Raw genomic sequence first — 23,121 nt, forward strand, 5'->3', positions numbered from 1 at the left:
ATCCAAACGTGGGAGGGGGCTTGCTCCCGATGGCGGAGTTTCAGTCCAAGCATAAGTTGGCTGATCCACCGCTATCGGGAGCAAGCCCCCTCCCACATTGACCTTATTGCCACATTGAATCATGCAGCGGGCTTGATGCTTTCCTCCACCGGCACATGCATACGATCCCGATTCGCCAGTGTCGGGAACAGTTTTATCCACACTCCGGTTACCACCAGCGTACCGATTCCGCCCATGACCACGGCGGGCACGGTGCCGAACCAGTGCGCGGTGATACCGGATTCGAACTCGCCTAACCACCGGCAAGCGGGTGCGGGAGTTTCCGATCACCCTGGATAAGGTGCTCTGACGCGGTCCAGCAAGCATTGAAGATCCAAACGTGGGAGGGGGCTTGCTCCCGATGGCGGAGTTTCAGTCCAAGCATAAGTTGGCTGATCCACCGCTATCGGGAGCAAGCCCCCTCCCACATTGACCTTATTGCCACATTGAATCATGCAGCGGGTTTGATGCTTTCCTCCACCGGCACATGCATACGATCCCGATTCGCCAGTGTCGGGAACAGTTTTATCCACACTCCGGTTACCACCAGCGTACCGATTCCGCCCATGACCACGGCGGGCACGGTGCCGAACCAGTGCGCAGTGATACCGGACTCGAACTCGCCTAACCACCGGCAAGCGGGTGCGGGAGTTTCCGATCACCCTGGATAAGGTGCTCTGACGCGGTCCAGCAAACACTGAAGATCCAAACGTGGGAGGGGGCTTGCTCCCGATGGCGGAGTTTCAGTCCAAGCATAAGTTGGCTGATCCACCGCTATCGGGAGCAAGCCCCCTCCCACATTGACCTTATTGCCACATTGAATCATGCAGCGGGCTTGATGCTTTCCTCCACCGGCACATGCATACGATCCCGATTCGCCAGTGTCGGGAACAGTTTTATCCACACTCCGGTTACCACCAGCGTACCGATTCCGCCCATGACCACGGCGGGCACGGTGCCGAACCAGTGCGCGGTGATACCGGACTCGAACTCGCCTAACCACCGGCAAGCGGGTGCGGGAGTTTCCGATCACCCTGGATAAGGTGCTCTGACGCGGTCCAGCAAACATTGAAGATCCAAATGTGGGAGGGGGCTTGCTCCCGATGGCGGAGTTTCAGTCCAAGCATAAGTTGGCTGATCCACCGCTATCGGGAGCAAGCCCCCTCCCACATTGACCTTATTGCCACATTGAATCATGCAGCGGGCTTGATGCTTTCCTCCACCGGCACATGCATACGATCCCGATTCGCCAGTGTCGGGAACAGTTTTATCCACACTCCGGTTACCACCAGCGTACCGATTCCGCCCATGACCACGGCGGGCACGGTGCCGAACCAGTGCGCAGTGATACCGGATTCGAACTCGCCTAACTGGTTGGACGCGCCGATAAACAGCCCGTTGACCGCACTGACCCGGCCGCGCATTTCATCCGGCGTCTCCAACTGCACGAAGGAGGCGCGAATGACCATGCTGATCATGTCCGCCGCGCCCAGCACCACCAGCACCGCCAGGGAAAACCAGAACGAGGTGGACAGGCCGAAAGCAATGGTCGCCACACCGAACACGCCGACAGCGGTGAACATTACCCTGCCAACTTTGCGGTCCACCGAAAAGCGCGCCAGCCACAACGACATCAACAGTGCGCCCACCGCCGGTGCCGAACGCAACAGGCCCAGGCCCCAGGCGCCGGTCAGCAGGATGTCCTTGGCGAACACCGGCAGCAACGCGGTGGCGCCGCCCAGCAGCACGGCGAACAGGTCCAGGGAAATAGCGCCGAGGATGTCCGGGCGGCTGCGGATAAAACGGATGCCGGCCAGCAGCGAATCCAGGGTGGCCTTGCCTTTGTTCAGCGGGGTCTGGCGGGCGGGCAGGTTGAGGGTCAGCACGCAGGCGATGATGTACAGCACCACCGTGGGGCCATACACCCAGACGCTGCCGAACGCATAAAGCAAACCGCCGAGCGCCGGGGCGACGATGGTGGCCAGTTGCTGGGCCGACTGTGAAGACGCCACCGCACGCGGGAACAGCGCACTGGGCACGATGCTCGGCAGCAGCGCCTGGGTGGTGGGCAATTCAAACGAGCGCGCGGCACCGAGCAGGAAGGCGAGGATAAAAATCATCTCGCGGGTCACGTTGCCGGTCAGGCCGCCGATGGCCAGGGACAGGGCAATCAGCGCCTGTACGGTCTGGCAGATGGCTGCGACTTTGCGCCGCTCGTAGCGGTCGGCCACGTGTCCGGTGTGGAGCATGAACAGCACCCGTGGCACGAACTCCACCAACCCGACCAGACCCAAGTCCAGCACATTGCCGGTCAGTTGGTACAGGTTCCAGCCGATGGCCACGGTGAGCATCTGGAAGCCGCTGGCGGTGAAAATCCGTGCCAGCCAGAACGCGATGAAAGGGCGGTGATGACGCAACAGCAACACGGGTTCACTAGGCATCGGGAATTCGGGTCGAGGCGAGAGGGAGCCGCGAGATTAGCATTAAGTTGTAACAGATAGTTGCTAGAGCTGGGCTGAGGCAGTCTGTCACGCGGCAAAAGACCACATAACTGGACACAGAAAATGGGACTACTCTTTCAGTAATGCTTGATCCAGATCAAAACCTCCGTGGGGATTGATCTGGCGGCCGCAAGGCCAGAATCCCTACGTGGCTGGTAAAAAAAGAAACGAATTGAAATTCGCCACACTCCATATCCGTGGGGGCAGTGGGTGCAGGCTTCCGCCAGCAGCCGGTATTACCTGACAGAGGAAGACTTATGTTCGGTTTGGAGGCGCTAGATCTCGCCCGAATTCAATTCGCGTTCACCATCTCGTTCCACATCCTGTTCCCGGCGATCACCATCGGCCTGGCCAGTTACCTCGCGGTGCTGGAAGGCTTGTGGCTCAAGACCCACAACGACACCTACCGTGACCTCTACCATTTCTGGTCGAAGATCTTTGCGGTCAACTTCGGCATGGGCGTGGTCTCGGGCCTGGTCATGGCGTATCAGTTCGGCACCAACTGGAGTCGCTTCTCGGACTTTGCCGGCGCCGTCACCGGGCCGCTTCTTACCTACGAAGTGCTCACCGCCTTCTTCCTTGAGGCAGGTTTCCTTGGGGTGATGCTGTTCGGCTGGAACAAGGTCGGGCGCAAGCTGCACTTCTTCTCCACCGTGATGGTGGCCGTGGGCACGTTGATCTCGACCTTCTGGATTCTGTCGTCCAACAGCTGGATGCAGACGCCACAAGGCTTTGAAATCATCGATGGCCGGGTGATTCCAACCGACTGGTTCGCCGTTGTCTTCAACCCATCGTTCCCTTACCGCTTGGCGCACATGGCCACAGCGGCCTTTGTTGCCACGGCCTTCTTTGTCGGTTCCTCGGCGGCGTGGCACTTGCTGCGCGGCAAGGACAACCCGGCGATCCGCACAATGCTCTCGATGGCGATGTGGATGGCGCTGATCGTGGCGCCTATCCAGGCGGTGATCGGTGACTTCCACGGCCTCAACACCCTGAAGCACCAGCCGGCAAAAATCGCGGCGATTGAGGGCCACTGGGAAAACAAAGGCAATGAGCCGACCCCGCTGATTCTGTTTGGCTGGCCCGACATGAAGGCCGAAAAAACCAAATACGCGGTGGAAATTCCTTACCTGGGCAGCCTGATCCTGACCCACTCCCTGGACAAACAAGTGCCAGCGCTCAAGGAGTTTCCGCCTGAGGACCGCCCCAATTCGACCATCGTATTCTGGTCGTTCCGGGTCATGGTCGGCCTGGGTTTCCTGATGATCTTCACCGGTCTGTTCAGCCTGTGGCTGCGTCGCGGCGACAAGATGTACACGTCCAAGCCGTTCCTGTACCTGGCGCTGTGGATGGGCCCGTCCGGCCTGATCGCGATTCTTGCCGGTTGGTTCACCACCGAAATCGGCCGCCAGCCTTGGGTGGTCTACGGGTTGATGCGCACGGCGGATGCTTCATCCGGGCATAGCCTGGCGCAGATGACGATTACCCTGGTGTTGTTCGTGGTGGTGTACTTCGCGCTGTTCGGCGCCGGGTTGGGCTACATGATGCGCCTGGTACGCAAAGGCCCTGTGACCCACGAAAGTACTGAACCGACCCACGGTGGCCCTGGCCAGAAACGCACACCGGCCCGTCCGTTGTCGGCTGCCGATGACGGCAACGATGACGACCACGTCGACATCCAGCACAAGGGGCATTGAGATGGGTATTGATCTTCCGCTGATCTGGGCCGTGATCATCATCTTCGGCATCATGATGTACGTCGTGATGGACGGCTTCGACCTCGGCATTGGCATCCTCTTCCCGTTTATTCCGGGCAAAGTCGACCGCGACGTGATGATGAACACCGTCGCCCCGGTTTGGGACGGTAACGAAACCTGGCTGGTACTCGGTGGCGCAGCGTTGTTTGGCGCCTTCCCGCTGGCCTATTCGGTGGTGTTGTCGGCGCTGTACCTGCCGCTGATCCTGATGCTGATCGGGCTGATCTTCCGTGGCGTGGCCTTCGAGTTCCGTTTCAAGGCCAAGGACCACAAGCGCCACCTGTGGGACAAGGCGTTTATCGGCGGTTCGCTGACGGCCACGTTCTTCCAGGGTGTAGCGTTGGGGGCGTTTATCGATGGGATTCCAGTGGTGGACCGCCAGTTTGCCGGTGGCTCACTGGACTGGCTCACACCGTTCACAATGTTCTGCGGCGTGGCGTTGATCGTGGCCTATGCCTTGCTCGGCTGCACCTGGTTGATCATGAAAACCGAAGGCCCGTTGCAGGAGAAGATGCACAACCTGGCGCGGCCCTTGGCATTCGTTGTGTTGGCGGTGATTGGCATCGTCAGTATCTGGACGCCGCTGGCGCACCCGGAAATCGCGACGCGCTGGTTCACCCTGCCGAACCTGTTCTGGTTCTTGCCGGTGCCGATCCTGGTGCTGGTGACCATGTACGGGTTGATCCGCGCGGTGGCGCGTAATGCCCACTACACGCCGTTCCTGTTGACGCTGGTGTTGATTTTTCTCGGCTACAGCGGCCTTGGGATCAGCCTGTGGCCGAACATCATTCCGCCCTCTGTGTCGATCTGGGACGCGGCCGCACCGCCGCAAAGCCAGGGTTTCATGCTGGTGGGTACGCTGTTCATCATCCCGTTCATCCTGGGCTACACCTTCTGGAGCTACTACGTGTTCCGCGGCAAGGTCACCCACGAAGACGGCTATCACTAGGAGGGTTGTGGCATGTCCGGCAAACCTACGTTGCACGAAATTGAAGAGGGCGAGAAACAGCCGTTGTGGCGGCGTCTGGGGTGGCTGGCGATGATCTGGACCGGCAGTGTGCTGGCACTGTTCGTCGTGGCCAGCCTGATGCGCATGTTCATGAATGCGGCCGGCCTGACCACCCACTGACATCCCGATCCGGGCTTTGCGGCCCGGTTTTCAAGCCCTGCTTTTTCCTTTGGAAAAGGCAGGGCTTTTTTTATTTGCGCGCTTTGAGGATGACGAATTTCGGCGTGGCGGCCACTTGCTCGACACCGCGGAACAGTCGCGCCAATTTGCTGTGATAACCCAGGTGGCGGTTGCCGACTATATAAAGCGCGCCGCCCACCACCAGCGCTTCCCGCGCTTGCTGGAACATGCGCCAGGCGAGGAAGTCGCCGATCACTTGTTGTTGGTGGAACGGTGGGTTGCACAGCACCACATCCAGAGAGTCCGAGGCCTGGCCGGCCAGGCCATCGGCAGCACGCACGATCACCTCCCGTTCGCCGAGGGCGGCTTGCCAGTTCTCAAGGGCTGATTGCACGGCCATGTACGACTCGTCGAGCAAGGTGTAATGGGCGTCCGGGTTTTGCAGCGCGCTGGCAATCGCCAGCACGCCGTTGCCGCAGCCCAGGTCCGCGACGCGCGCACTGCCCAGGCCTTTGGGCAGGTGCGGCAGGAAGGCGCGGGTGCCGATGTCCAGGCCTTCACGGCAGAACACGTTGGCGTGGTTGAGCAGTTCGATAGCGGGTGTTTCAAGCTGATAGCGCGTTGGGTAGGGCGAGACTGCCGCGGGGCGATCTTCCAGAGTGGCAATCAGCAACCGTGCTTTCTTTACCGCAAGGGAGGCGTGCATCGGCCCGATGTAACGCTCCAGCAACTCACCGGCCGCACGGGGCAGGTGCTTGACCATCGCCCCGGCGATGACCTCTGCGCCCGGTGCCAGTTGGCCTTGCAGGCGGATCAGCTGTTCTTCCAGCAGTGCCAGGGTTTTGGGTACGCGGATCAGGACTCGGTCGAAAGGGCCGGTCGGCACTTGGTGGGCAGGCACGAAAGTCACGCCATCAAACGCCTTGCCATTGCGTACCAGGTTTTTCTCCAGGCCCTGGGCGGCGAGAAACGAGTCGCCGCTGGAGGTGACCTGCATCTGGCCTTCAAGACTGGCCGCCAAGGCACCGAAACTATCATTGAGTACCAGCACGCGCGTCGCTGCACTCGGCTGTTGTCCGGCCAGGTGGCTGAGCAGGTATTCGTCGGCCGCATCGAAGGCTTGCAGCGGATCGTTATGTTGCTCTGGCTGGCGGATCAGATCGAGCTGGGCGAAGGGGCTGTCGAGCAGGGGCATGGCGGGGGAGGCTCTGGGTAATCGATGGGCGGCGGCAGTGACCTGCGCAACCGTCTGAGTGAACTACAGGCGGGCCCCCAAGGGGCCCTGCACTCAGAATTGGGCGTAAATGTTACTTTTTTTCTACGGGGATTACATGCGGTGTTTCAAGGGCGGTTAAAACAGCCCTGCTTTCGAGGCACAGAGCACTGCGGCGATCTTGTTGTTGACCCCCAGCTTTTTGAAGCAACTGCAGATGTGAAAGCCCACGGTACGTTCGGAAAGGCACAGGATGGTGGCAATGTCTGCGGCAGTTTTGCCCATGGCTGACCATTTGAGGATTTCGGTCTCGCGCGAGGTCAATTTTTTTGCAGGGTTGATGCTGGGGCTGGCCGCGTAAGTCTGCGCCACGGCCGCATGCATCGCATGGCAAAGCCACAGGACCTGGCCAGCTTTTTCGTAGAGCTCTTCCGGAGTCACCGCACCTTTACTGCGACCCAGGGTAAGCATGCTGAACACACCCTGGAAATCATGCACTGCCTGGGTCCAACCCAGATGCACACCATACGATTGAGCCAAAGACCACAAGTTGGGTGAGTCTTTAAAAGTTTTTTCCTCCCAGACGATGGGTAACACAGAGCTTTTGCAATGTTTCACCACGGGATCAACGTCAAAAAAGTGCGCCTGGTTGTAAAGGTTGTTCCACTCATCTGGATAGTTATTGAAGCGAACGGGCTTTGTTCGATTGTTGGGTAGGTGTGAACTCATCGTAAAGGAACAGTATTCAACGCCGAGTGCGAAGGTGTGGTTGAGGGCTATCTCGAAAAGAGTGGTGGCCTCGCTTTCGCCTTCCAGTTTGGGAAGACGTGTGTTACGCCAGTTAACCATTTTTAACTCTCCATGTGGGGTCTACATGACATGGGATACCTCCTGAACTCCCAAATGCACGGAAAGGAGTGTAGGACATTACTTACGGTGCAAGAGGAAAATTTCGCTCTTGAACGCAGGGGGTTTAAGAAGATTTTTTAAGGACGGCAAAAGGGGTGTGACGGCGCTTAGTTGGTTTTTTTCGATTTTTTAGTGAGTTGAATGATCAACTTAGAGTGGGCTTGTAGCTAGGGTAGAGGGACTAATAGCCAATGGGTTGGGCTGCCACTAAATTGCCACTACTTAGGGGCTGCGCGATGCCACTACAAACCACCGGTGTTTCCGTGCGCGACTTTGAGGGACACTAGGGCACCTGTAGAACGGAGCCCCCCATGACGGCCAGTGCTGAGAAATTTACCCGCCAGACCTTGCTCGATGTGCAATCGCTGACCCCCAGCCTGTTTACGCTGCGAACCACTCGCGACCCTGGGTTCCGTTTTACTGCGGGTCAGTTCGTGCGTCTGGGCGTGACCAAGGCGGACGGCACTACGGTGTGGCGCGCTTACTCGATAGTTTCCTCGCCGTTTGATGAGCACTTGGACTTCTTCTCGATTGTGGTCCCTGAAGGCGAGTTCACCAGCGAGCTGAGCCGCCTGCGCGTGGGCGACACCTTGATGGTGGAACGCCAGGCTACGGGGTTCCTGACCTTGAACCGGTTCGTCGATGGCCGTGACTTGTGGATGTTGGCGACAGGGACCGGAGTCGCGCCGTTTTTGTCGATCCTGCAGGACTTCGAAGTCTGGGAGAAATTCGAGCAGATCGTGCTGGTGTACAGCGCGCGGGAAGCCAAGGAACTGGCCTATCAGTCGCTGATCAAGGAACTGGGTGAGCGTGAGTACCTTGCCGAGTACGCGCACAAACTGACTTACATTCCACTCGTTACCCGCGAGCACCATCCAGGCGCATTGAGCGGGCGCATTACTACCTCGATTGAAAACGGTGAGCTGGAGCGCGCAGCGGGCGTAGAGCTGAGCCCGGAGCATTCCCGCGTGCTGATTTGCGGCAACCCGCAGATGGTTGATGACACCCGCCAGTTGCTCAAGCAGCGTGACATGCAACTGAGCCTGAGCCGCAGGCCTGGGCAGGTGGCGGTGGAAAACTACTGGTAATAAAAAAGGCGCCTCAAGCAGGCGCCTTTTTTAAAGCCGATCCGGGTTAAAGCGGCTTGTCGTTCTGTGCCTTGAGCAGATCGCGGATCTCCCCCAGCAGCAGTTCTTCCTTGGTCGGCGTCGGCGGCAGGCTAGGTGCTACGGCCTCTTCGCGCTTGAGGCGGTTGATGGCCTTCACGCCCATGAAGATCGCAAAGGCGACGATGACAAAATCGATCACGCTCTGGATGAACTTGCCGTAGGCCAGCACGACGGCGGGAACATCGCCTTGGGCCGCCTTGAGGGTGACCGCCAGGTCACCAAAGTCCACACCACCGATCAACAGACCAATGGGCGGCATCACCACGTCGCCGACAAACGAGGAAACAATTTTGCCGAAGGCTGCGCCGATGATGATACCGACGGCCATGTCGACCACATTACCTTTGACCGCGAAGGCCTTGAACTCACTGATCACGCTCATAGGTTATTCCTTGTTACAGATGAGAAGGGTGAAGCACAGTGTAAGTCAGTCGTATAGGGCTTGTGCGACACAACTGTTAATACTGTTAATTTTAATCGACACATTAAAACTCAAATAGTTTGCAAAGTGCCACCAATCGCGCGCGAAATACTCGCTGTTTCAGTGGGTTACCACATTAATTTCTTAATCGCCCTGGTGGGGTTTTTCTATTTATCTTCTGACTCCCAGGTCACTAGCCTCTGGCAAGCACAACTGAATGTGCACTAAAAAAACCAGAGGAAACCTCGATGAACAACCCAATGAGCCGCAGTCCAGTGCTGGCGCGACATGCGCTGTTGCTGGCGACTGCCAGTCTGCTTTCTCTTTCGGTGCAAGCCGCTAACCTGACGCGAGATAACGGCGCGGCCGTCGGCGACAACCAGAATTCGCAAACCGCCGGCGCCAATGGCCCGGTGCTGCTGCAAGACGTGCAGCTCATTCAGAAGTTGCAGCGCTTCGACCGCGAACGCATTCCCGAGCGCGTGGTGCACGCCCGGGGCACCGGCGCCCACGGCACGTTTACGGTGACTGATAACCTGAGCGACCTGACCAAGGCCAAAGTTTTCGCCGCTGGCGAAGCCACCCCGGTATTTGTGCGATTCTCGGCCGTCGTTCACGGCAACCACTCCCCGGAAACCCTGCGTGACCCGCGCGGTTTTGCCACCAAGTTCTACACCGCTGACGGTAACTGGGACTTGGTCGGCAATAACTTCCCAACTTTCTTTATTCGTGACGCCATCAAGTTCCCGGACATGGTGCATGCGTTCAAGCCGGATCCGCGCACGAACTTGGATGACGACTCCCGTCGCTTTGACTTCTTCTCTCATGTACCCGAGGCCACGCGCACGCTGACCGAGTTGTATTCGGACTCTGGCACGCCCGCCAGTTATCGGGAAATGGACGGTAATGGCGTACATGCCTACAAATTGATTAATACCAAAGGCGAAGTGCATTACGTCAAGTTCCACTGGAAGAGCCTGCAAGGCATTAAGAACCTTGATCCAAAGCAAGTCACCGAAGTGCAAGGTCGTGATTACAGCCATATGACTAATGACTTGGTCACCCATATCAACAAGGGCGATTTCCCCAAGTGGGACTTGTATGTGCAAGTGCTCAAGCCCGAAGACTTGGCCAAGTTTGAGTTCGACCCGTTGGACGCCACCAAGATCTGGCCGAACGTGCCTGAGCGCAAAGTTGGGCAGATGGTGCTGAACCGCAATCCGGCGAACGTGTTCCAGGAAACCGAGCAAGTCGCCATGGCCCCGGCCAACCTTGTGCCCGGCATCGAACCGTCGGAAGACCGCCTGCTGCAAGGCCGGGTGTTTTCCTACGCCGACACCCAAATGTACCGCCTGGGTGCCAATGCACTGCAACTGCCGATCAATGCCCCACGGGTCACCGTCAACAACGGTAACCAGGACGGCGCGATGAACTTCGGCAAGACCACCAGCGGCGTGAACTACCAGCCAAGCCGCCTGGAAAACCGCGAAGAGCCGCAAACCGCGCGCTACAGCCAGACGGCACTGTCTGGTAGCACCCAGCAGGCGAAGATTCAGCGCGAGCAGAACTTCAAGCAGGCCGGTGATCTGTATCGCTCATACACCAAAAAAGAGCAGCAGGACTTGATCGACAACTTCGGCGGCTCACTGGCCACCACGGATGACGAGAGCAAGCACATCATCCTGTCGTTCCTCTACAAAGCGGACCCGGCATACGGCACCGGCGTGGCCAAGGTCGCGAAGGGTGACCTGGCCCGCGTCAAGGCGCTGGCTGAAAAATTGACTGACTGACATTGGTGACGGTCGACGCGCCGGTTGGGGCGTCGACCCATGGCAGGAGAAACCCATGCGTATTTCTATCGGTTTGCTGATGGCCATGCTGGCCTTTGTCGCCCATGCCGAATCCCCCGAACCGGCAGCACTCAAGGCACAGTTGCAGGATTATTACTTCGACGCCGCCCGCCGTGGCGACCTCGATATGCTCAACACCTTTATTGAGTCTGGCTACAGCCTCAACACCCAGGACGAAAAGGGCTACACCGCGTTGATCCTCGCCGCCTATCACGGCCAGGGCCGGTTTGTGGAGCGTTTGCTCAGTGCCGGTGCCGACGCCTGTGTACAGGACAAACGTGGCAACACCGCGCTCATGGGCGCGATCTTCAAAGGCGAGCTGAACATTGCCCAGCGCCTGCTGGCCACCGATTGCAACCCCGACCAACGCAACGGCGCCGGGCAGACGGCCGCGATGTATGCAGGCCTGTTCAAGCGCGTCGAATTGCTTGATGAATTGAAAGCCAAAGGCGCTGACCTCAACGCCGAAGACCCGATCGGCAACAGTGCTTCGCGATTGGCCAGCGGTGAAATCCGGACCCCGGCGCCGCGCTGAGCTATCATCGCGGTTTTTCGGTTGGAGGTTCTCAAATGGCAAAGGCCAAGCGCATGTACGGCTGCACGGAGTGCGGCGCGACCTTTCCCAAGTGGGCCGGCCAGTGCGGCGAATGCGGTGCGTGGAACACCCTGACCGAAACCATGATCGAAAGCGGCGGCGCTGCGGCGCCCACGGGCCGCGCCGGCTGGACTGGGCAGCAGGCGCAGATCAAGACCCTGGCCGAAGTCAGCGTCGAAGAAATCCCGCGTTTCTCCACCGCCTCAGGTGAACTGGACCGTGTGCTGGGCGGCGGCCTGGTGGACGGCTCGGTGGTGCTGATCGGCGGCGACCCTGGCATCGGTAAATCGACCATCCTCCTGCAAACTCTGTGCAGCATCGCCAGCCGCATGCCGGCGTTATATGTCACCGGTGAAGAATCCCAGCAACAAGTGGCCATGCGCGCACGCCGTCTTGGCTTGCCTCAGGATCAGTTGCGGGTCATGACCGAGACTTGCATCGAAAGCATCATCGCCACGGCTCGTATCGAAAAGCCAAAGGTGATGGTGATCGACTCGATCCAGACGATTTTCACCGAGCAGTTGCAATCGGCGCCGGGTGGTGTGTCCCAGGTGCGCGAAAGTGCAGCGCTACTGGTGCGGTATGCCAAGCAGAGCGGCACGGCGATCTTCCTGGTCGGCCACGTGACCAAAGAAGGCGCGCTGGCCGGGCCGCGAGTGTTGGAGCATATGGTCGACACCGTGCTGTATTTCGAAGGCGAGTCCGATGGTCGACTGCGCTTGCTGCGGGCGGTGAAAAACCGTTTCGGCGCAGTGAACGAACTGGGTGTATTCGCCATGACTGACCGGGGACTGAAAGAAGTCTCCAACCCTTCGGCGATTTTTCTGACCCGTGCCCAGGAAGAAGTCCCAGGCAGTGTGGTGATGGCGACTTGGGAAGGTACCCGACCGATGTTGGTGGAAGTCCAGGCATTGGTGGATGACAGCCATTTGGCCAACCCGCGCCGGGTCACGCTGGGGCTGGATCAGAACCGCCTGGCGATGTTGCTGGCGGTGTTACACCGCCATGGCGGCATTCCGACCCACGATCAGGATGTGTTCCTCAACGTGGTGGGTGGGGTCAAGGTGCTGGAGACCGCATCCGACCTGGCCTTGATGGCGGCGGTGATGTCCAGCTTGCGTAACCGGCCTCTGCCGCACGACCTCTTGGTATTTGGGGAGGTCGGCCTGTCCGGCGAAGTGCGTCCGGTGCCGAGCGGTCAGGAGCGCTTGAAGGAAGCGGCCAAGCACGGCTTCAAACGCGCGATTGTGCCCAAGGGCAACGCGCCGAAGGAAATGCCGCCAGGATTGCAGGTGATTGGGGTCACGCGCCTGGAACAGGCACTGGATGCACTTTTCGAATAATTCAGGGATGGACGCGATGCAACGATCGAATCACTGGGGTGTAGTCGCCCTGTTTATCGCCTTGGCCAGCTTGCCCGCCATGGCCTGGGCGGAGCTGCCAACGGGCTATCGCCTGGAGCAAACGCTGGTGACGCCAGAGGGCAGTGTGCTGCAGGTGCTCGAAGACCAGCGCATCAGCCCCCAACTGCACAAGGACAGTTGGGGCAGTGGGCTGGATGAAGACTCGTTCGACGAGCCCGGCGATTTGGTCGACAACCCGCTGCTCGAAGCCCAGGTGCGGTGGGTATCGGCCTCTGGCGAGGTAATAGCTCACGAAGACCTCGGCTACCCCTTGGCCGAGGTCAAGAAAGCCCCGCTCAAAGGGCTGCCCGAGCCTGTATATTTTTTGACCATCGATCAGACCGCCCCCATGGGCAGCTACAGCGGACCTGCCACGCAGTTACTGCTGCCCGGCAAGCAGCAACTCAAGCCGTTGAGTTACCAGGGCGCCGACGGCAAAGTCCAGGCGCTGACCCTGGCTCATACCGGCAAGGCTGCGTGGATGATCGCAACGCCAGCCAACGGCGGCGCGGATGAACTGCTGCAGGTGTCGTCATTTATGGACGGCGACGGTGAGGATGACTTTGCCACCCGTTATCAGACCTATCGGTTTGTCGACGGGCAGTGGCACGGCGCCTCAAGTCAGAAGAAGGGTTACTGGGACATGGAAAGTGATTTTCCCGCACGTAGTGCGTTCCCCTGAGCCATCACACTTCCAGCAGCGCGCCCAGCTCTCGCTCCAGTTCCTCCTGATCGCCTAGGTTCAACTCGATCAGCCGCCGCAAGTGGCTGATCGAGTCCAGGTCGATGTCTGTGCACACAAACCCCAGTTGACCCACTGCTTCGTGGGTTAGCCGTACTTGCATCTTTATATGCGCCTTGGGATCCAGGCGTATGTCGACCGCGAACGGCAGCGCCTTATTTCCCTTCCACTCTTCAGGCCGTTGCACCAACAGGCCCTTAAGCGATAAATCCACCAATTGCACTGGCCATTCGTTGCCGTTTTGCCGAAGTTCGGTCTTGGCATCAAAGGCAATCCGGCGAAAACGGCGACGATCAGACGCTTGCTCGGTCATGGTGAAACCCTCTGAGGATAAAAGGATTGTAGCCCTGCGCCATCATTGAGCCGTTTTTTCTGGTTTTTTCTTCGTTGCAAGGCTCTAGACCAACGTAGGGGGGTGGCCTTTAAGGCCAACAGCGCTAAACTCCGAACGGCTGTCCTTTCTGTCCACCCTGGCTGGAATATAAAAATGAAAAATAATAATAGCCTGCTACGCCATCTACCCTGGCTGGTGCTGGCAATCGTAGGAGCGTGCGCCCTGGGCGTAGTGGCCTTGCGCCGAGGCGAGGCGATCAACGCCTTGTGGATTGTGGTCGCTGCTGTGGCCATCTACCTGGTTGCTTATCGCTACTACAGCCTGTTCATCGCTAACAACGTGATGCAACTCGATCCACGGCGGGCTACCCCCGCAGTGATCAACAACGACGGTCTGGACTATGTGCCGACCAACAAACACATCCTTTTCGGTCACCACTTTGCGGCCATTGCCGGTGCGGGCCCGCTGGTCGGTCCGGTACTGGCGGCGCAAATGGGCTACCTGCCCGGCACGCTCTGGCTGATTGCCGGCGTGGTGCTGGCCGGCGCGGTCCAGGACTTCATGGTTCTGTTCCTGTCGACCCGTCGCAACGGCCGTTCCCTGGGGGACATGGTTCGTGAAGAGATGGGCCGTATTCCGGGGACCATCGCGCTGTTCGGCTGCTTCCTGATCATGATCATCATCCTTGCGGTGCTGGCGCTGATCGTGGTCAAGGCCCTGGCCGAGAGCCCTTGGGGCATCTTCACGGTGATGGCGACCATCCCGATCGCGATGTTCATGGGCATCTACATGCGCTACATCCGCCCGGGCCGCATTGGTGAAATTTCGATCATCGGCGTGTTGTTGCTGCTCGGCTCGATCTGGCTGGGCGGGCAAATTGCCGCTGATCCGGTCTGGGCCAAGGCCTTCACGTTCACTGGGATCCAGATCACCTGGATGCTGATCGGTTACGGTTTTGTCGCGGCGGTACTGCCGGTGTGGCTGATCCTGGCGCCGCGTGACTACCTCTCAACCTTCCTGAAAATCGGCACCATCATCGCCTTGGCAATCGGCATCCTGGTCACCATGCCAGACCTGAAAATGCCGGCCCTGACCCAGTTCATCGACGGCACCGGCCCGGTGTGGAAGGGCGGCCTGTTCCCGTTCCTGTTCATCACCATCGCCTGTGGCGCGGTCTCGGGTTTCCATGCGCTGATCTCCTCGGGCACCACGCCCAAGTTGCTGGCCAATGAAAGCCACGCCCGCTACATCGGTTACGGCGGCATGTTGATGGAGTCGTTCGTCGCAATCATGGCCATGGTTGCCGCTTCGGTGATCGAGCCTGGCGTCTACTTCGCTATGAACAGCCCAGCCGCCGTAGTCGGCAGCGATGTGGTTACCGTGGCACAAACCGTCAGCAGCTGGGGTTTTGCAATTACCCCTGAGGCACTGTCGGCCGTGGCGCATGACATCGGTGAAACCACCATCCTGGCACGCGCCGGCGGTGCACCGACGTTGGCGGTGGGTATCGCGCAGATCCTGCACAGCGTACTGCCGGGTGAAAACACCATGGCGTTCTGGTACCACTTTGCGATCCTGTTCGAAGCGCTGTTCATTCTGACGGCTGTTGACGCAGGTACCCGAGCTGGTCGCTTCATGCTGCAAGACTTGCTTGGCTCCTTCGTGCCGGCGCTCAAACGCACCGAATCCTGGACCGCCAACCTGATCGCGACCGCCGGTTGCGTGGCGATGTGGGGTTATCTGCTGTACCAAGGCGTGATCGACCCACTGGGCGGTATCAACACCTTGTGGCCGCTGTTCGGTATCTCCAACCAGATGCTGGCCGGTATCGCGCTGATGCTGGCGACGGTTGTGCTGATCAAAATGAAACGCCAGCGCTACATCTGGGTGACCATGCTGCCGGCGGTATGGCTGCTGATCTGCACCACCACCGCAGGCTTCATCAAGCTGTTCGACGCCAACCCGGCGATTGGCTTCCTGTCGCTGGCCAAGAAGTACAGTGACGCGCTGGCTAACGGTCAGATCCTGGCCCCGGCCAAGAGCATCGACCAGATGCAGCACGTGATCTGGAACGCCTACACCAACGCAACGCTGACGGCGCTGTTCCTGTTCGTGGTGTTCAGCATCCTGTTCTATGCGCTCAAGGTTGGCGTCGCCGCCTGGGGCAACAAAGAGCGTACGGATAAAGAAGCCCCGTTTCAGGCAGTACCCGACGCATAACCGAGGATTGCAAACATGTTCAATGACATCAGTCGCCTCGGTAAATACCTCGGTCAGGCCGCGCGCTTGATGGTCGGCATGCCCGACTACGACACGTACGTCGAGCATATGCAAACCAAGCACCCAGACAAGCCGATGATGGACTACAAGGCGTTCTTCCGGGAACGTCAGGAGGCCCGATACGGCGGCAAGGGTGGACCCAAGTGCTGCTGACCCGTTAGTTCGGGCTGGTGGTGATCTACTGTGGGAGGGGGCTTGCCCCCGATATGGTGTGTCAGTGACAGATAAGTGCCTGACACACTGCTATCGGGGGCAAGCCCCCTCCCACATTTGTTTCAGTGTTCCTTCAAGGAGAATTTTTTGTCCTCTCCCATTCCAGTGACCGTACTCAGCGGCTTTCTCGGCGCCGGCAAGACCACCTTGCTGCGCCATCTGCTCAAGGCCGAACACGGCTTGAAAATCGCCGTGATCGAAAACGAATTCAGCGATGCCGGTATCGACACCCAGTTGTTGGGCGAAGAACCGGTGCAAGTCATGACCCTGTCCAACGGCTGCGTGTGCTGCACCATCCACACCGACCTCACCAAGGCTCTCTATCTGCTGCTTGAGCGCCTGGACAGCGGCGAGATCGCCTTCGATCGCCTGGTGATCGAGTGCACCGGCCTGGCCGATCCGGCGCCGGTGGCCCAAACCTTTTTCATCGATGAAGAACTGCGCGAGCGCTACATCCTCGACGGCATCATCACCCTGGTGGACGCGGCCCACGCCGAGCACCACCTGACGCAGACCATCGCCCAGGCCCAGATCGGTTTTGCCGATCGCCTGCTGGTGAGCAAACGTGATCTGGTGGACGACGCCACCTTCGAGGCGCTGAGTGATCGCCTCACCCGCATCAACCGCCGCGCGCCGATTCGCGTGGTCGAGCACGGCAAGATTGATTTGGCCGAACTGCTCGATGTTCGTGGTTTCAACCTCAACGCCGGCATGAGCTTGCGCCCGGTGAGCAAGGCCCCGTCCATCGACCGTATTTCCAGCCTGGTGCTGCGCACCGACCAGCCGCTGGATATCGACCGCCTCAGCGAGTTTATGAATGAGCTGTTGGAAGACCACGGCAAGCAACTGCTGCGCTACAAGGGCGTGCTGAACATTGCCGGCGAAGACCGCCGCATGGTGTTTCAGGGCGTGCTGAAGCTCTACGGGTTCGATTGGGACACCGAATGGGCCGAGGGGGAAGCGCGGGAGAGTGTGATCGTGTTTATTGCCGATGAATTGCCGGAAGACAAAATCCGCGAAGGCTTTGCCAAGGTTTACCAACCCTGACTTGTAATGCAGTCAACGGTGGGAGGGGGCTTGCTCCCGATGACGGTGGATCAGTAAACCCATATGTGACCGATACACTGCTATCGGGAGCAAGCCCCCTCCCACACTTGATCTCATTTCAAGTTGGACACCAGGCATAAAAAAGCCCGGCTTAAGAGCCGGGCTTTTTATTCAAGCAACTGCAATCAAGCGCCGTATACCGGCAGTTTTTTGCAGATGGCCTTGACCTTCTCACGGACCGCGTCGATCACGGCTTCGTTGTTCAGGTCTGCCAGGATGTCGCAGATCCAGCCGGCCAGTTCCTTGCACTCTGCTTCTTTAAAGCCACGAGTGGTCACAGCCGGGGTGCCGAAGCGCAGGCCCGAGGTGACGAACGGAGAGCGTGGGTCGTTCGGTACCGAGTTCTTGTTCACGGTGATGAAGGCTTTGCCCAGGGCAGCGTCAGCATCTTTGCCGGAAATGTCCTGCTTGATCAGCGACAGCAGGAACAGGTGGTTTTCAGTACCGCCGGACACTACGTCAAAGCCGCGCTCGATAAACACGCTGGCCATGGTCTGGGCGTTCTTGACCACTTGTTGCTGGTAGGTCTTGAACTCAGGCTGCAGTGCTTCCTTGAAGCAGATCGCTTTGGCGGCGATCACGTGCTCCAGCGGGCCACCCTGGGCGCCTGGGAATACAGCGGAGTTCAGCTTCTTCTCGATCTCGGCGTTGGCGCGAGCCAGGATCAGGCCGCCACGTGGACCGCGCAGGGTCTTGTGGGTGGTGGTGGTTACCACATCAGCGAATGGAACCGGGTTCGGGTAGACGCCCGCGGCGACCAGACCGGCCACGTGAGCCATGTCCACGAACAGGTAGGCGCCAACCTTGTCGGCGATTTCACGGAAGCGTGGGAAGTCCAGGATCTGCGAGTAGGCAGAGAAACCGGCCACGATCATTTTTGGCTTGTGTTCAACCGCCAGGCGCTCAACTTCGTCGTAGTCGATCAGGCCGTTGGCATCGATACCGTATTGAACGGCGTTGTACAGCTTGCCGGAGGAGGAAACGCTGGCGCCGTGGGTCAGGTGACCGCCGTGTGCCAGGCTCATGCCCAGAATGGTGTCGCCGCCTTGCAGCAGGGCCAGGTACACGGCGCTGTTGGCTTGGGAGCCGGCGTGTGGCTGGACGTTGGCGTAATCGGCGCCGAACAGTTCTTTTGCACGGTCGATGGCCAGTTGCTCAACCACGTCGACGTACTCGCAACCGCCGTAGTAGCGCTTGCCTGGGTAGCCTTCGGCGTACTTGTTGGTCAGAACCGAACCTTGAGCCTCCATGACCGCAGGGCTGGTGTAGTTTTCCGAAGCGATCAGCTCGATGTGCTCTTCCTGGCGCACGGCTTCTTGCTCCATGGCGGCGAAGAGATCGGCGTCGTACTTGGCAATGGTCAAATCACGGCTGAACATGGCGGTCCTCAAGGATCGGGGGCAGAAAAGGAGGGCATTCTAACCCAATGGGTTTTAGATGGCATATGAAAGGACATCAAGTCGCGGACAAGTGGGATTCACTTAGGGATGAGCGGTGTCATTGCCGGCCTAATCGGGGGTAAGTCCCCCCACATTTGAAACGCATTCCCCTGTGGGAGGGGCTTGCCCCCGATGAGGCCAGTGGCTTCACCACAAACCATCAGTCGAACATGAAGAGGGCATCATTGCTGAACTGCGCCTCGAACCGATTCGCCGGCATCGGTCGTCCGAACAGATAACCCTGCACCTCATCGCAGCCATGCTCGCGCAGGAAATCCAACTGCTCATGGGTTTCCACGCCCTCGGCGATTACCGCCAGGTTGAGGCTGTGGGCCATGGCAATAATCGCCCGGGCGATCTGCGCGTCCTGTTCGCCGGACGGCAGGCCGTCGACGAAGGTGCGGTCGATTTTCAACACATCGATGGGGAACTGCTTGAGGTAGTTGAGCGATGAATAGCCCGTGCCAAAATCGTCCACCGCAATGCTCAGGCCCAGGTTTTTCAGGCTGTCGAGGATGTGCAGGGCTTCGTTGACTTCGCGCATCAGGATACTTTCGGTCAGCTCCAGCTCCAGGCACGCCGGCGGCAGGCCTGTGTCTTTGAGGATGGTGGCAATGCGGGTGCCCAGTTGGCCGTCGGAGAACTGCCGCGCCGAGATGTTCACCGAGACTTTCGGCACGCGCACCTTGTTTTGATGCCAGGTCTTGAGCTGGCGGCAGGCTTCGCTGATCACCCAGTCGCCGACGTCCACCACCAGGCCCAACTCTTCCAGCACCGGAATAAAGTCCCCCGGCGGCACCAGCCCGCGACGCGGATGGCGCCAGCGCAGCAGGGCTTCGGCGCCGGTCAGGCGTTTGCCATCACCGCTGAACTGCGGCTGGTAATAAAGCACGAATTCGTTCTGCTCCAGGGCGTGGCGCAGGTCGCTTTCCAGCTCCAGGCGTTCCAGGGCGCTGGCGTTCATGTCGGCCTGGTAGAACTGGAAGTTGTTCTTGCCGCGTTCCTTGGCGTGATACATGGCGGTGTCGGCGTTTTTCATCAGTTGGCTCAGCTCGTTGCCGTCCTGAGGGCTGAGGGCGATGCCGATACTGGCGGTCACAAAGAACTCGCGGCCTTCCAGCACAAAGGGTTTCACCAGGCTGGCGAGGATCTGTTCGGCCACGTGAATCGCGCGGTTCAGCGCCATTTCACGGCTGACCCGTGGTTGCAGGAGCAAGGTGAATTCGTCACCGCCCATGCGCGCGACGGTGTCGTCTTCGGCCACGCAGCCGAGCAGGCGAGTGGCCATTTCCTTGAGCATGCGGTCGCCGGCGGCGTGTCCAAGGGAGTCGTTGATCGGCTTGAAGCGGTCAAGGTCGAGGAACATCAGCACCACCCACGACTTCTGCCGCTCGGCAGACTGCAACGCGGTGTGCAGGCGGTCTTGGAACAGTGTGCGGTTGGGCAGGTGGGTCAGGGCGTCGTAATACGCCAGGCGGTGAATACGCTGCTCGCTGGCCTTGCGCTCGCTGATATCACTGAAGAAGCATACGTAACTGGCGAGGTCGCCTTCGTCGTCGAACACGGCGGTGATGCCGACCCACGCCGGGTAGTGCTCGCCGTTGCGGCGCTTGAGCCAAACTTCGCCTTCCCAGGTGCTGTGCTGGTGCAACTGCTTGAGTACGTAGCGCAGGTGGGCTTCCTGCTGTTCATCCACGGTCAGCATGTTCGGCAACTGGTCGAGTACGTCCGCCACTTCGTAGCCGCTGACTCGGCTGAATGCCTCGTTGGCCTGCACGATATAGCCCGCCGGGTCAGTGATCAGGATCGCCGAGGTGGAATGCTCAAATACCGTGGCCGCCATGCGCAGGTCTTTCTCGGCGCGGCGTTGTTGGCTGATATCGCGGCCGACGCCCAGAATGCCCTCGAAGGCGCCATGCTCGTCCCACACCAGTACCAAGCGCAGTTCGATCGGCACTTTACGCCCGTCGGCGCGCAGGCAGTCAAACAGGAACAGCTGGGTCTGCACTTCATCGCGCAGCTTATTGAGCGCATCGGTGTCGCCCAGCGCACGGCTGACCTGTTCCATCAGGCTGTAAATACCCGCCAATTGCGTTGGGTTGGCGATGATCGACTGCCAGCCATTCTTGAACACCCAGTCCACTTCATACCCCAGCACCGCACTGACCGACGGGCTGATGTAGTTGAGGGCCAGTTTGCTGTCGGTGGAGCAGATCACGTCACTGATGCTTTCGGCGAGCATGCGATAGCGCTGTTCGCTGTCGCGCAGGGATTCGCTGGCTTCGATCTGGTCGGTGATGTCTTTGGCGACGCCAATGATGCGGGTGACTTGGCTCGTTTTATCACGGGCCAGGGCCTGCTCACGAATATCAAAGCGCCGCCATTGGTTATTGCGATGGCGGAAGCGCAACTGGCAGTGCAACTGCGTCGCGTAGCCGGCCTGACGCTGTTGCTGGCGCAAATCGTGGTAATACTCGGCGTCTTCAGGGTGAAGCAGGATTTCCCAGAAGTACTCGCCCATTTGCTGCAGTTCGGCCTTTACGTAGCCGAGGGTTTGCCCCAAGTGGTGGTTGCTGAAAATCATGCGCTGGCTGACCACGTCCTGCACATACAGGTGATCAGGCACGGTGCGCACCACGTCCGACCAGAAACTCTCACGCTCCACCAGCGACAGTTCGATCAGCTTGCGGCTGGTGATGTCGCTGATGCTGAGGATCACCGCCTTGAAATCGTCCTGCTGCTCCGGCAGGCGCATCACCAGCCAAAGGTATTGCTCGTTGCCGACCACATCATTGAGCTGGATCTCCAGTTCAAGCTGGCTCTGCTGGGTCAGGACCGCTTCGAGTATTTGATGGCCGATGGACGTGCTGTTGCGTGGGCAATCATCGATCAGCCGCTCCCAAGCCTTCTCGCACGAGTCCACGTTGAGCAGGCGCACCGCCACTTGGTTGATCTCGGTGATGCGCAGCTCGGCGAGCAGTTGCCTGCATTCTTCAGGTTTGTTTTGCAGCCAGGCGTGAAGGTGTTCGCGGGTCTGCAAGTGCGTCTTGGCAAAAAACGCATTCAGGCCTGACAGGTCCAGGACGCACAGGGCGACGCCGGTACCTTCGAAAATATCCTGATAACGCCGCCGGCCTTCATGCACCTGGCGCTGGCGGCGACGCATATTCAGCAGCACGATTACGGGGATCAGCGAGAAAGCCAGGCCCAACAGGCATTTGCCGATAAACGCCGGCAGCAGTTGTTCCAGCACGGCTGCGCGGTCAAACATCCCGCGCAACTGCCAGTCGCTTTTGCTCAGGGGGGTGACCAGCACGCTTTTATTCAAGTCATCCGGGGTCAGGGCACTGGACCATTGCGCCGGCATGCCACTGTCACGGCTGACGACGCGGTGGTTCAGACTGTTCTCGATGGCCCACATGGGGCGCTGGCCCTGACTGTCCTGGCGGGTCAGGTTGACCAAGTAGTTAGGTGCCAGGCGCAGCGCCCAGTACATTCTTGAGCCGCCGCTGGGCTGGTGCAGCAGCAGATAGATGATAGTGCCGTCTTCGTTATTGCTCAGGTAATACGGTTGGCCGTGGCTGCGCTGCACCAGTTCTTCCAGCCAGGCGCTGTCCTGGCTGTCGTTGGCGCTGTCACTGATCATCGCGCCGCTGGGCGCGAGCAGGGCGATACTGCGCAGCTCCGGCAGCGAGCGCTGCAGCGTGCGCGTCAGGGCCTGTTGCTGTTCAATGTCGCGCGGCGGCTCGACCATCGGTAGCAGGTTCAAGGCGATTTTTGCGCTCAGGGCCATGTTCAGGCTGATCTGCTCAGCCAGGTCGGCGCTGTAGTCGATGGTGTATTGCTGCTGGTTTTTCTGGTTTTGCTGCAGTTGGTCCAGCAGTTGCCAGAACAATAAGGCGAGCAGCATGAGGACGAGCGTCGCCAATGCGCCTTTGAGGGTGCCGTGCAGGGGCGCTCCCGGCGCTATATGAGCGGCGCGCAAGGGAGTTGGCGGCGTGACTTTGGACAAGCTGTGAT

At 59.4% G+C, this 23,121-nt stretch carries 18 protein-coding genes and 3 pseudogenes; 11 read left to right on the forward strand and 10 right to left on the reverse strand.

Features of this window, described 5'->3' with window-relative positions; genetic code table 11:
• Window positions 1-119: 119 nt before the first annotated feature.
• The 4 genes and pseudogenes from ACVWXD_RS29040 to ACVWXD_RS29055 form a co-directional block, all read right to left on the reverse strand.
• Window positions 120-308, reverse strand: a pseudogene (locus ACVWXD_RS29040) (MFS transporter); the annotation flags it as partial.
• A gap of 182 nt (window positions 309-490) precedes the next feature.
• Window positions 491-679, reverse strand: a pseudogene (locus ACVWXD_RS29045) (MFS transporter); the annotation flags it as partial.
• 182 nt (window positions 680-861) lie between these two features.
• Window positions 862-1,050 (reverse strand): annotated as a pseudogene (locus tag ACVWXD_RS29050) (MFS transporter); the annotation flags it as partial.
• Window positions 1,051-1,232: 182 nt separating this feature from the next.
• On the reverse strand, window positions 1,233-2,480 hold the full coding sequence (locus tag ACVWXD_RS29055; RefSeq protein ID WP_032884658.1) for an MFS transporter: 1,248 nt from the start codon (window positions 2,478-2,480) through the stop codon (window positions 1,233-1,235).
• Between the two features lie 317 nt (window positions 2,481-2,797).
• Between ACVWXD_RS29055 and ACVWXD_RS29060 the strand changes: the two genes are divergently transcribed.
• The 3 genes from ACVWXD_RS29060 to ACVWXD_RS29070 are packed head-to-tail and all read left to right on the forward strand — an operon-like array spanning window position 2,798 to window position 5,426.
• Complete coding sequence (locus ACVWXD_RS29060) at window positions 2,798-4,237, forward strand: cytochrome ubiquinol oxidase subunit I (RefSeq protein WP_032884659.1); 1,440 nt, start codon at window positions 2,798-2,800, stop codon at window positions 4,235-4,237.
• Between the two features lies 1 nt (window position 4,238).
• Window positions 4,239-5,246 carry a cytochrome d ubiquinol oxidase subunit II gene (gene cydB / locus ACVWXD_RS29065; RefSeq protein ID WP_032884660.1) on the forward strand — a complete coding sequence of 336 codons (1,008 nt, stop codon included), beginning with the start codon at window positions 4,239-4,241 and terminating at the stop codon, window positions 5,244-5,246.
• A gap of 12 nt (window positions 5,247-5,258) precedes the next feature.
• Window positions 5,259-5,426, forward strand: coding sequence for a DUF2474 domain-containing protein (locus ACVWXD_RS29070; protein ID WP_081797589.1), 168 nt, complete (start codon window positions 5,259-5,261; stop codon window positions 5,424-5,426).
• Window positions 5,427-5,496: 70 nt separating this feature from the next.
• Here the strand turns inward: ACVWXD_RS29070 and ACVWXD_RS29075 are convergent, their stop codons facing one another.
• Both ACVWXD_RS29075 and ACVWXD_RS29080 read right to left on the reverse strand, forming a co-directional pair.
• The gene (locus ACVWXD_RS29075) at window positions 5,497-6,621 is read right to left on the reverse strand and encodes a methyltransferase (RefSeq protein ID WP_457371563.1); all 1,125 of its coding nucleotides are present in this window, start codon (window positions 6,619-6,621) and stop codon (window positions 5,497-5,499) included.
• Between the two features lie 156 nt (window positions 6,622-6,777).
• Entirely contained in the window at window positions 6,778-7,488 is a 711-nt protein-coding gene (locus ACVWXD_RS29080; protein WP_457371564.1) for a helix-turn-helix transcriptional regulator, read from the reverse strand.
• Window positions 7,489-7,859: 371 nt separating this feature from the next.
• Between ACVWXD_RS29080 and ACVWXD_RS29085 the strand changes: the two genes are divergently transcribed.
• Complete coding sequence (locus ACVWXD_RS29085) at window positions 7,860-8,636, forward strand: ferredoxin--NADP reductase (RefSeq protein WP_401380738.1); 777 nt, start codon at window positions 7,860-7,862, stop codon at window positions 8,634-8,636.
• Window positions 8,637-8,682: 46 nt separating this feature from the next.
• Here ACVWXD_RS29085 and mscL read toward each other — a convergent pair whose 3' ends face one another.
• On the reverse strand, window positions 8,683-9,099 hold the full coding sequence (mscL, locus tag ACVWXD_RS29090; RefSeq protein ID WP_032884664.1) for a large-conductance mechanosensitive channel protein MscL: 417 nt from the start codon (window positions 9,097-9,099) through the stop codon (window positions 8,683-8,685).
• A 287-nt stretch (window positions 9,100-9,386) separates the two neighbouring features.
• Between mscL and katB the strand changes: the two genes are divergently transcribed.
• Genes katB through ACVWXD_RS29110 form a run of 4 tightly spaced genes read left to right on the forward strand, consistent with a single transcriptional unit; the run spans window position 9,387 to window position 13,668 of the window.
• Window positions 9,387-10,928 carry a catalase KatB gene (gene katB / locus ACVWXD_RS29095; protein ID WP_032884665.1) on the forward strand — a complete coding sequence of 514 codons (1,542 nt, stop codon included), beginning with the start codon at window positions 9,387-9,389 and terminating at the stop codon, window positions 10,926-10,928.
• A 55-nt stretch (window positions 10,929-10,983) separates the two neighbouring features.
• The gene (locus ACVWXD_RS29100) at window positions 10,984-11,523 is read left to right on the forward strand and encodes an ankyrin repeat domain-containing protein (RefSeq protein ID WP_032884667.1); all 540 of its coding nucleotides are present in this window, start codon (window positions 10,984-10,986) and stop codon (window positions 11,521-11,523) included.
• Between the two features lie 35 nt (window positions 11,524-11,558).
• A complete protein-coding gene (gene radA, locus ACVWXD_RS29105; RefSeq protein ID WP_032884669.1) occupies window positions 11,559-12,926 on the forward strand; it encodes a DNA repair protein RadA in 1,368 nt (455 codons plus the stop codon).
• Between the two features lie 16 nt (window positions 12,927-12,942).
• Window positions 12,943-13,668: a hypothetical protein gene (locus ACVWXD_RS29110; protein ID WP_260367958.1), complete on the forward strand. Its 726-nt coding sequence runs from the start codon at window positions 12,943-12,945 to the stop codon at window positions 13,666-13,668.
• 4 nt (window positions 13,669-13,672) lie between these two features.
• On the opposite strand, the gene ACVWXD_RS29115 is transcribed toward ACVWXD_RS29110, so the two are convergent.
• Window positions 13,673-14,041 (reverse strand): PilZ domain-containing protein, encoded by a 369-nt coding sequence (locus tag ACVWXD_RS29115; protein WP_032884671.1) that lies wholly within the window; start codon window positions 14,039-14,041, stop codon window positions 13,673-13,675.
• A gap of 174 nt (window positions 14,042-14,215) precedes the next feature.
• Here ACVWXD_RS29115 and ACVWXD_RS29120 point away from each other — a divergent pair, with 174 nt between their 5' ends.
• From ACVWXD_RS29120 to yjiA, 3 genes are all read left to right on the forward strand, one after another.
• Window positions 14,216-16,282, forward strand: coding sequence for a carbon starvation CstA family protein (locus tag ACVWXD_RS29120; protein WP_032884672.1), 2,067 nt, complete (start codon window positions 14,216-14,218; stop codon window positions 16,280-16,282).
• A gap of 15 nt (window positions 16,283-16,297) precedes the next feature.
• Window positions 16,298-16,495, forward strand: coding sequence for a YbdD/YjiX family protein (locus tag ACVWXD_RS29125; protein ID WP_003176208.1), 198 nt, complete (start codon window positions 16,298-16,300; stop codon window positions 16,493-16,495).
• A 147-nt stretch (window positions 16,496-16,642) separates the two neighbouring features.
• Window positions 16,643-17,602 carry a GTPase gene (yjiA, locus tag ACVWXD_RS29130; protein WP_095186243.1) on the forward strand — a complete coding sequence of 320 codons (960 nt, stop codon included), beginning with the start codon at window positions 16,643-16,645 and terminating at the stop codon, window positions 17,600-17,602.
• A 185-nt stretch (window positions 17,603-17,787) separates the two neighbouring features.
• Here yjiA and glyA read toward each other — a convergent pair whose 3' ends face one another.
• Both glyA and ACVWXD_RS29140 read right to left on the reverse strand, forming a co-directional pair.
• A complete protein-coding gene (gene glyA, locus ACVWXD_RS29135) occupies window positions 17,788-19,041 on the reverse strand; it encodes a serine hydroxymethyltransferase (protein ID WP_032884674.1) in 1,254 nt (417 codons plus the stop codon).
• Between the two features lie 220 nt (window positions 19,042-19,261).
• Complete coding sequence (locus ACVWXD_RS29140; protein WP_457371565.1) at window positions 19,262-23,113, reverse strand: sensor domain-containing protein; 3,852 nt, start codon at window positions 23,111-23,113, stop codon at window positions 19,262-19,264.
• Between the last annotated feature and the right edge of the window lie 8 nt (window positions 23,114-23,121).

The sequence above is a fragment of the Pseudomonas sp. TE3911 genome, from assembly GCF_054062775.1.

Bases quoted from the DNA above. Each gene is read 5' to 3' on its own strand.
- ACVWXD_RS29055 (WP_032884658.1), bottom strand. From the start codon at position 2,480: ATGCCTAGTGAACCCGTGTTGCTGTTGCGTCATCACCGCCCTTTCATC.
- ACVWXD_RS29060 (WP_032884659.1), top strand. From the start codon at position 2,798: ATGTTCGGTTTGGAGGCGCTAGATCTCGCCCGAATTCAATTCGCGTTC.
- cydB (WP_032884660.1), top strand. From the start codon at position 4,239: ATGGGTATTGATCTTCCGCTGATCTGGGCCGTGATCATCATCTTCGGC.
- ACVWXD_RS29070 (WP_081797589.1), top strand. From the start codon at position 5,259: ATGTCCGGCAAACCTACGTTGCACGAAATTGAAGAGGGCGAGAAACAG.
- ACVWXD_RS29075 (WP_457371563.1), bottom strand. From the start codon at position 6,621: ATGCCCCTGCTCGACAGCCCCTTCGCCCAGCTCGATCTGATCCGCCAG.
- ACVWXD_RS29080 (WP_457371564.1), bottom strand. From the start codon at position 7,488: ATGGTTAACTGGCGTAACACACGTCTTCCCAAACTGGAAGGCGAAAGC.
- ACVWXD_RS29085 (WP_401380738.1), top strand. From the start codon at position 7,860: ATGACGGCCAGTGCTGAGAAATTTACCCGCCAGACCTTGCTCGATGTG.
- mscL (WP_032884664.1), bottom strand. From the start codon at position 9,099: ATGAGCGTGATCAGTGAGTTCAAGGCCTTCGCGGTCAAAGGTAATGTG.
- katB (WP_032884665.1), top strand. From the start codon at position 9,387: ATGAACAACCCAATGAGCCGCAGTCCAGTGCTGGCGCGACATGCGCTG.
- ACVWXD_RS29100 (WP_032884667.1), top strand. From the start codon at position 10,984: ATGCGTATTTCTATCGGTTTGCTGATGGCCATGCTGGCCTTTGTCGCC.
- radA (WP_032884669.1), top strand. From the start codon at position 11,559: ATGGCAAAGGCCAAGCGCATGTACGGCTGCACGGAGTGCGGCGCGACC.
- ACVWXD_RS29110 (WP_260367958.1), top strand. From the start codon at position 12,943: ATGCAACGATCGAATCACTGGGGTGTAGTCGCCCTGTTTATCGCCTTG.
- ACVWXD_RS29115 (WP_032884671.1), bottom strand. From the start codon at position 14,041: ATGACCGAGCAAGCGTCTGATCGTCGCCGTTTTCGCCGGATTGCCTTT.
- ACVWXD_RS29120 (WP_032884672.1), top strand. From the start codon at position 14,216: ATGAAAAATAATAATAGCCTGCTACGCCATCTACCCTGGCTGGTGCTG.
- ACVWXD_RS29125 (WP_003176208.1), top strand. From the start codon at position 16,298: ATGTTCAATGACATCAGTCGCCTCGGTAAATACCTCGGTCAGGCCGCG.
- glyA (WP_032884674.1), bottom strand. From the start codon at position 19,041: ATGTTCAGCCGTGATTTGACCATTGCCAAGTACGACGCCGATCTCTTC.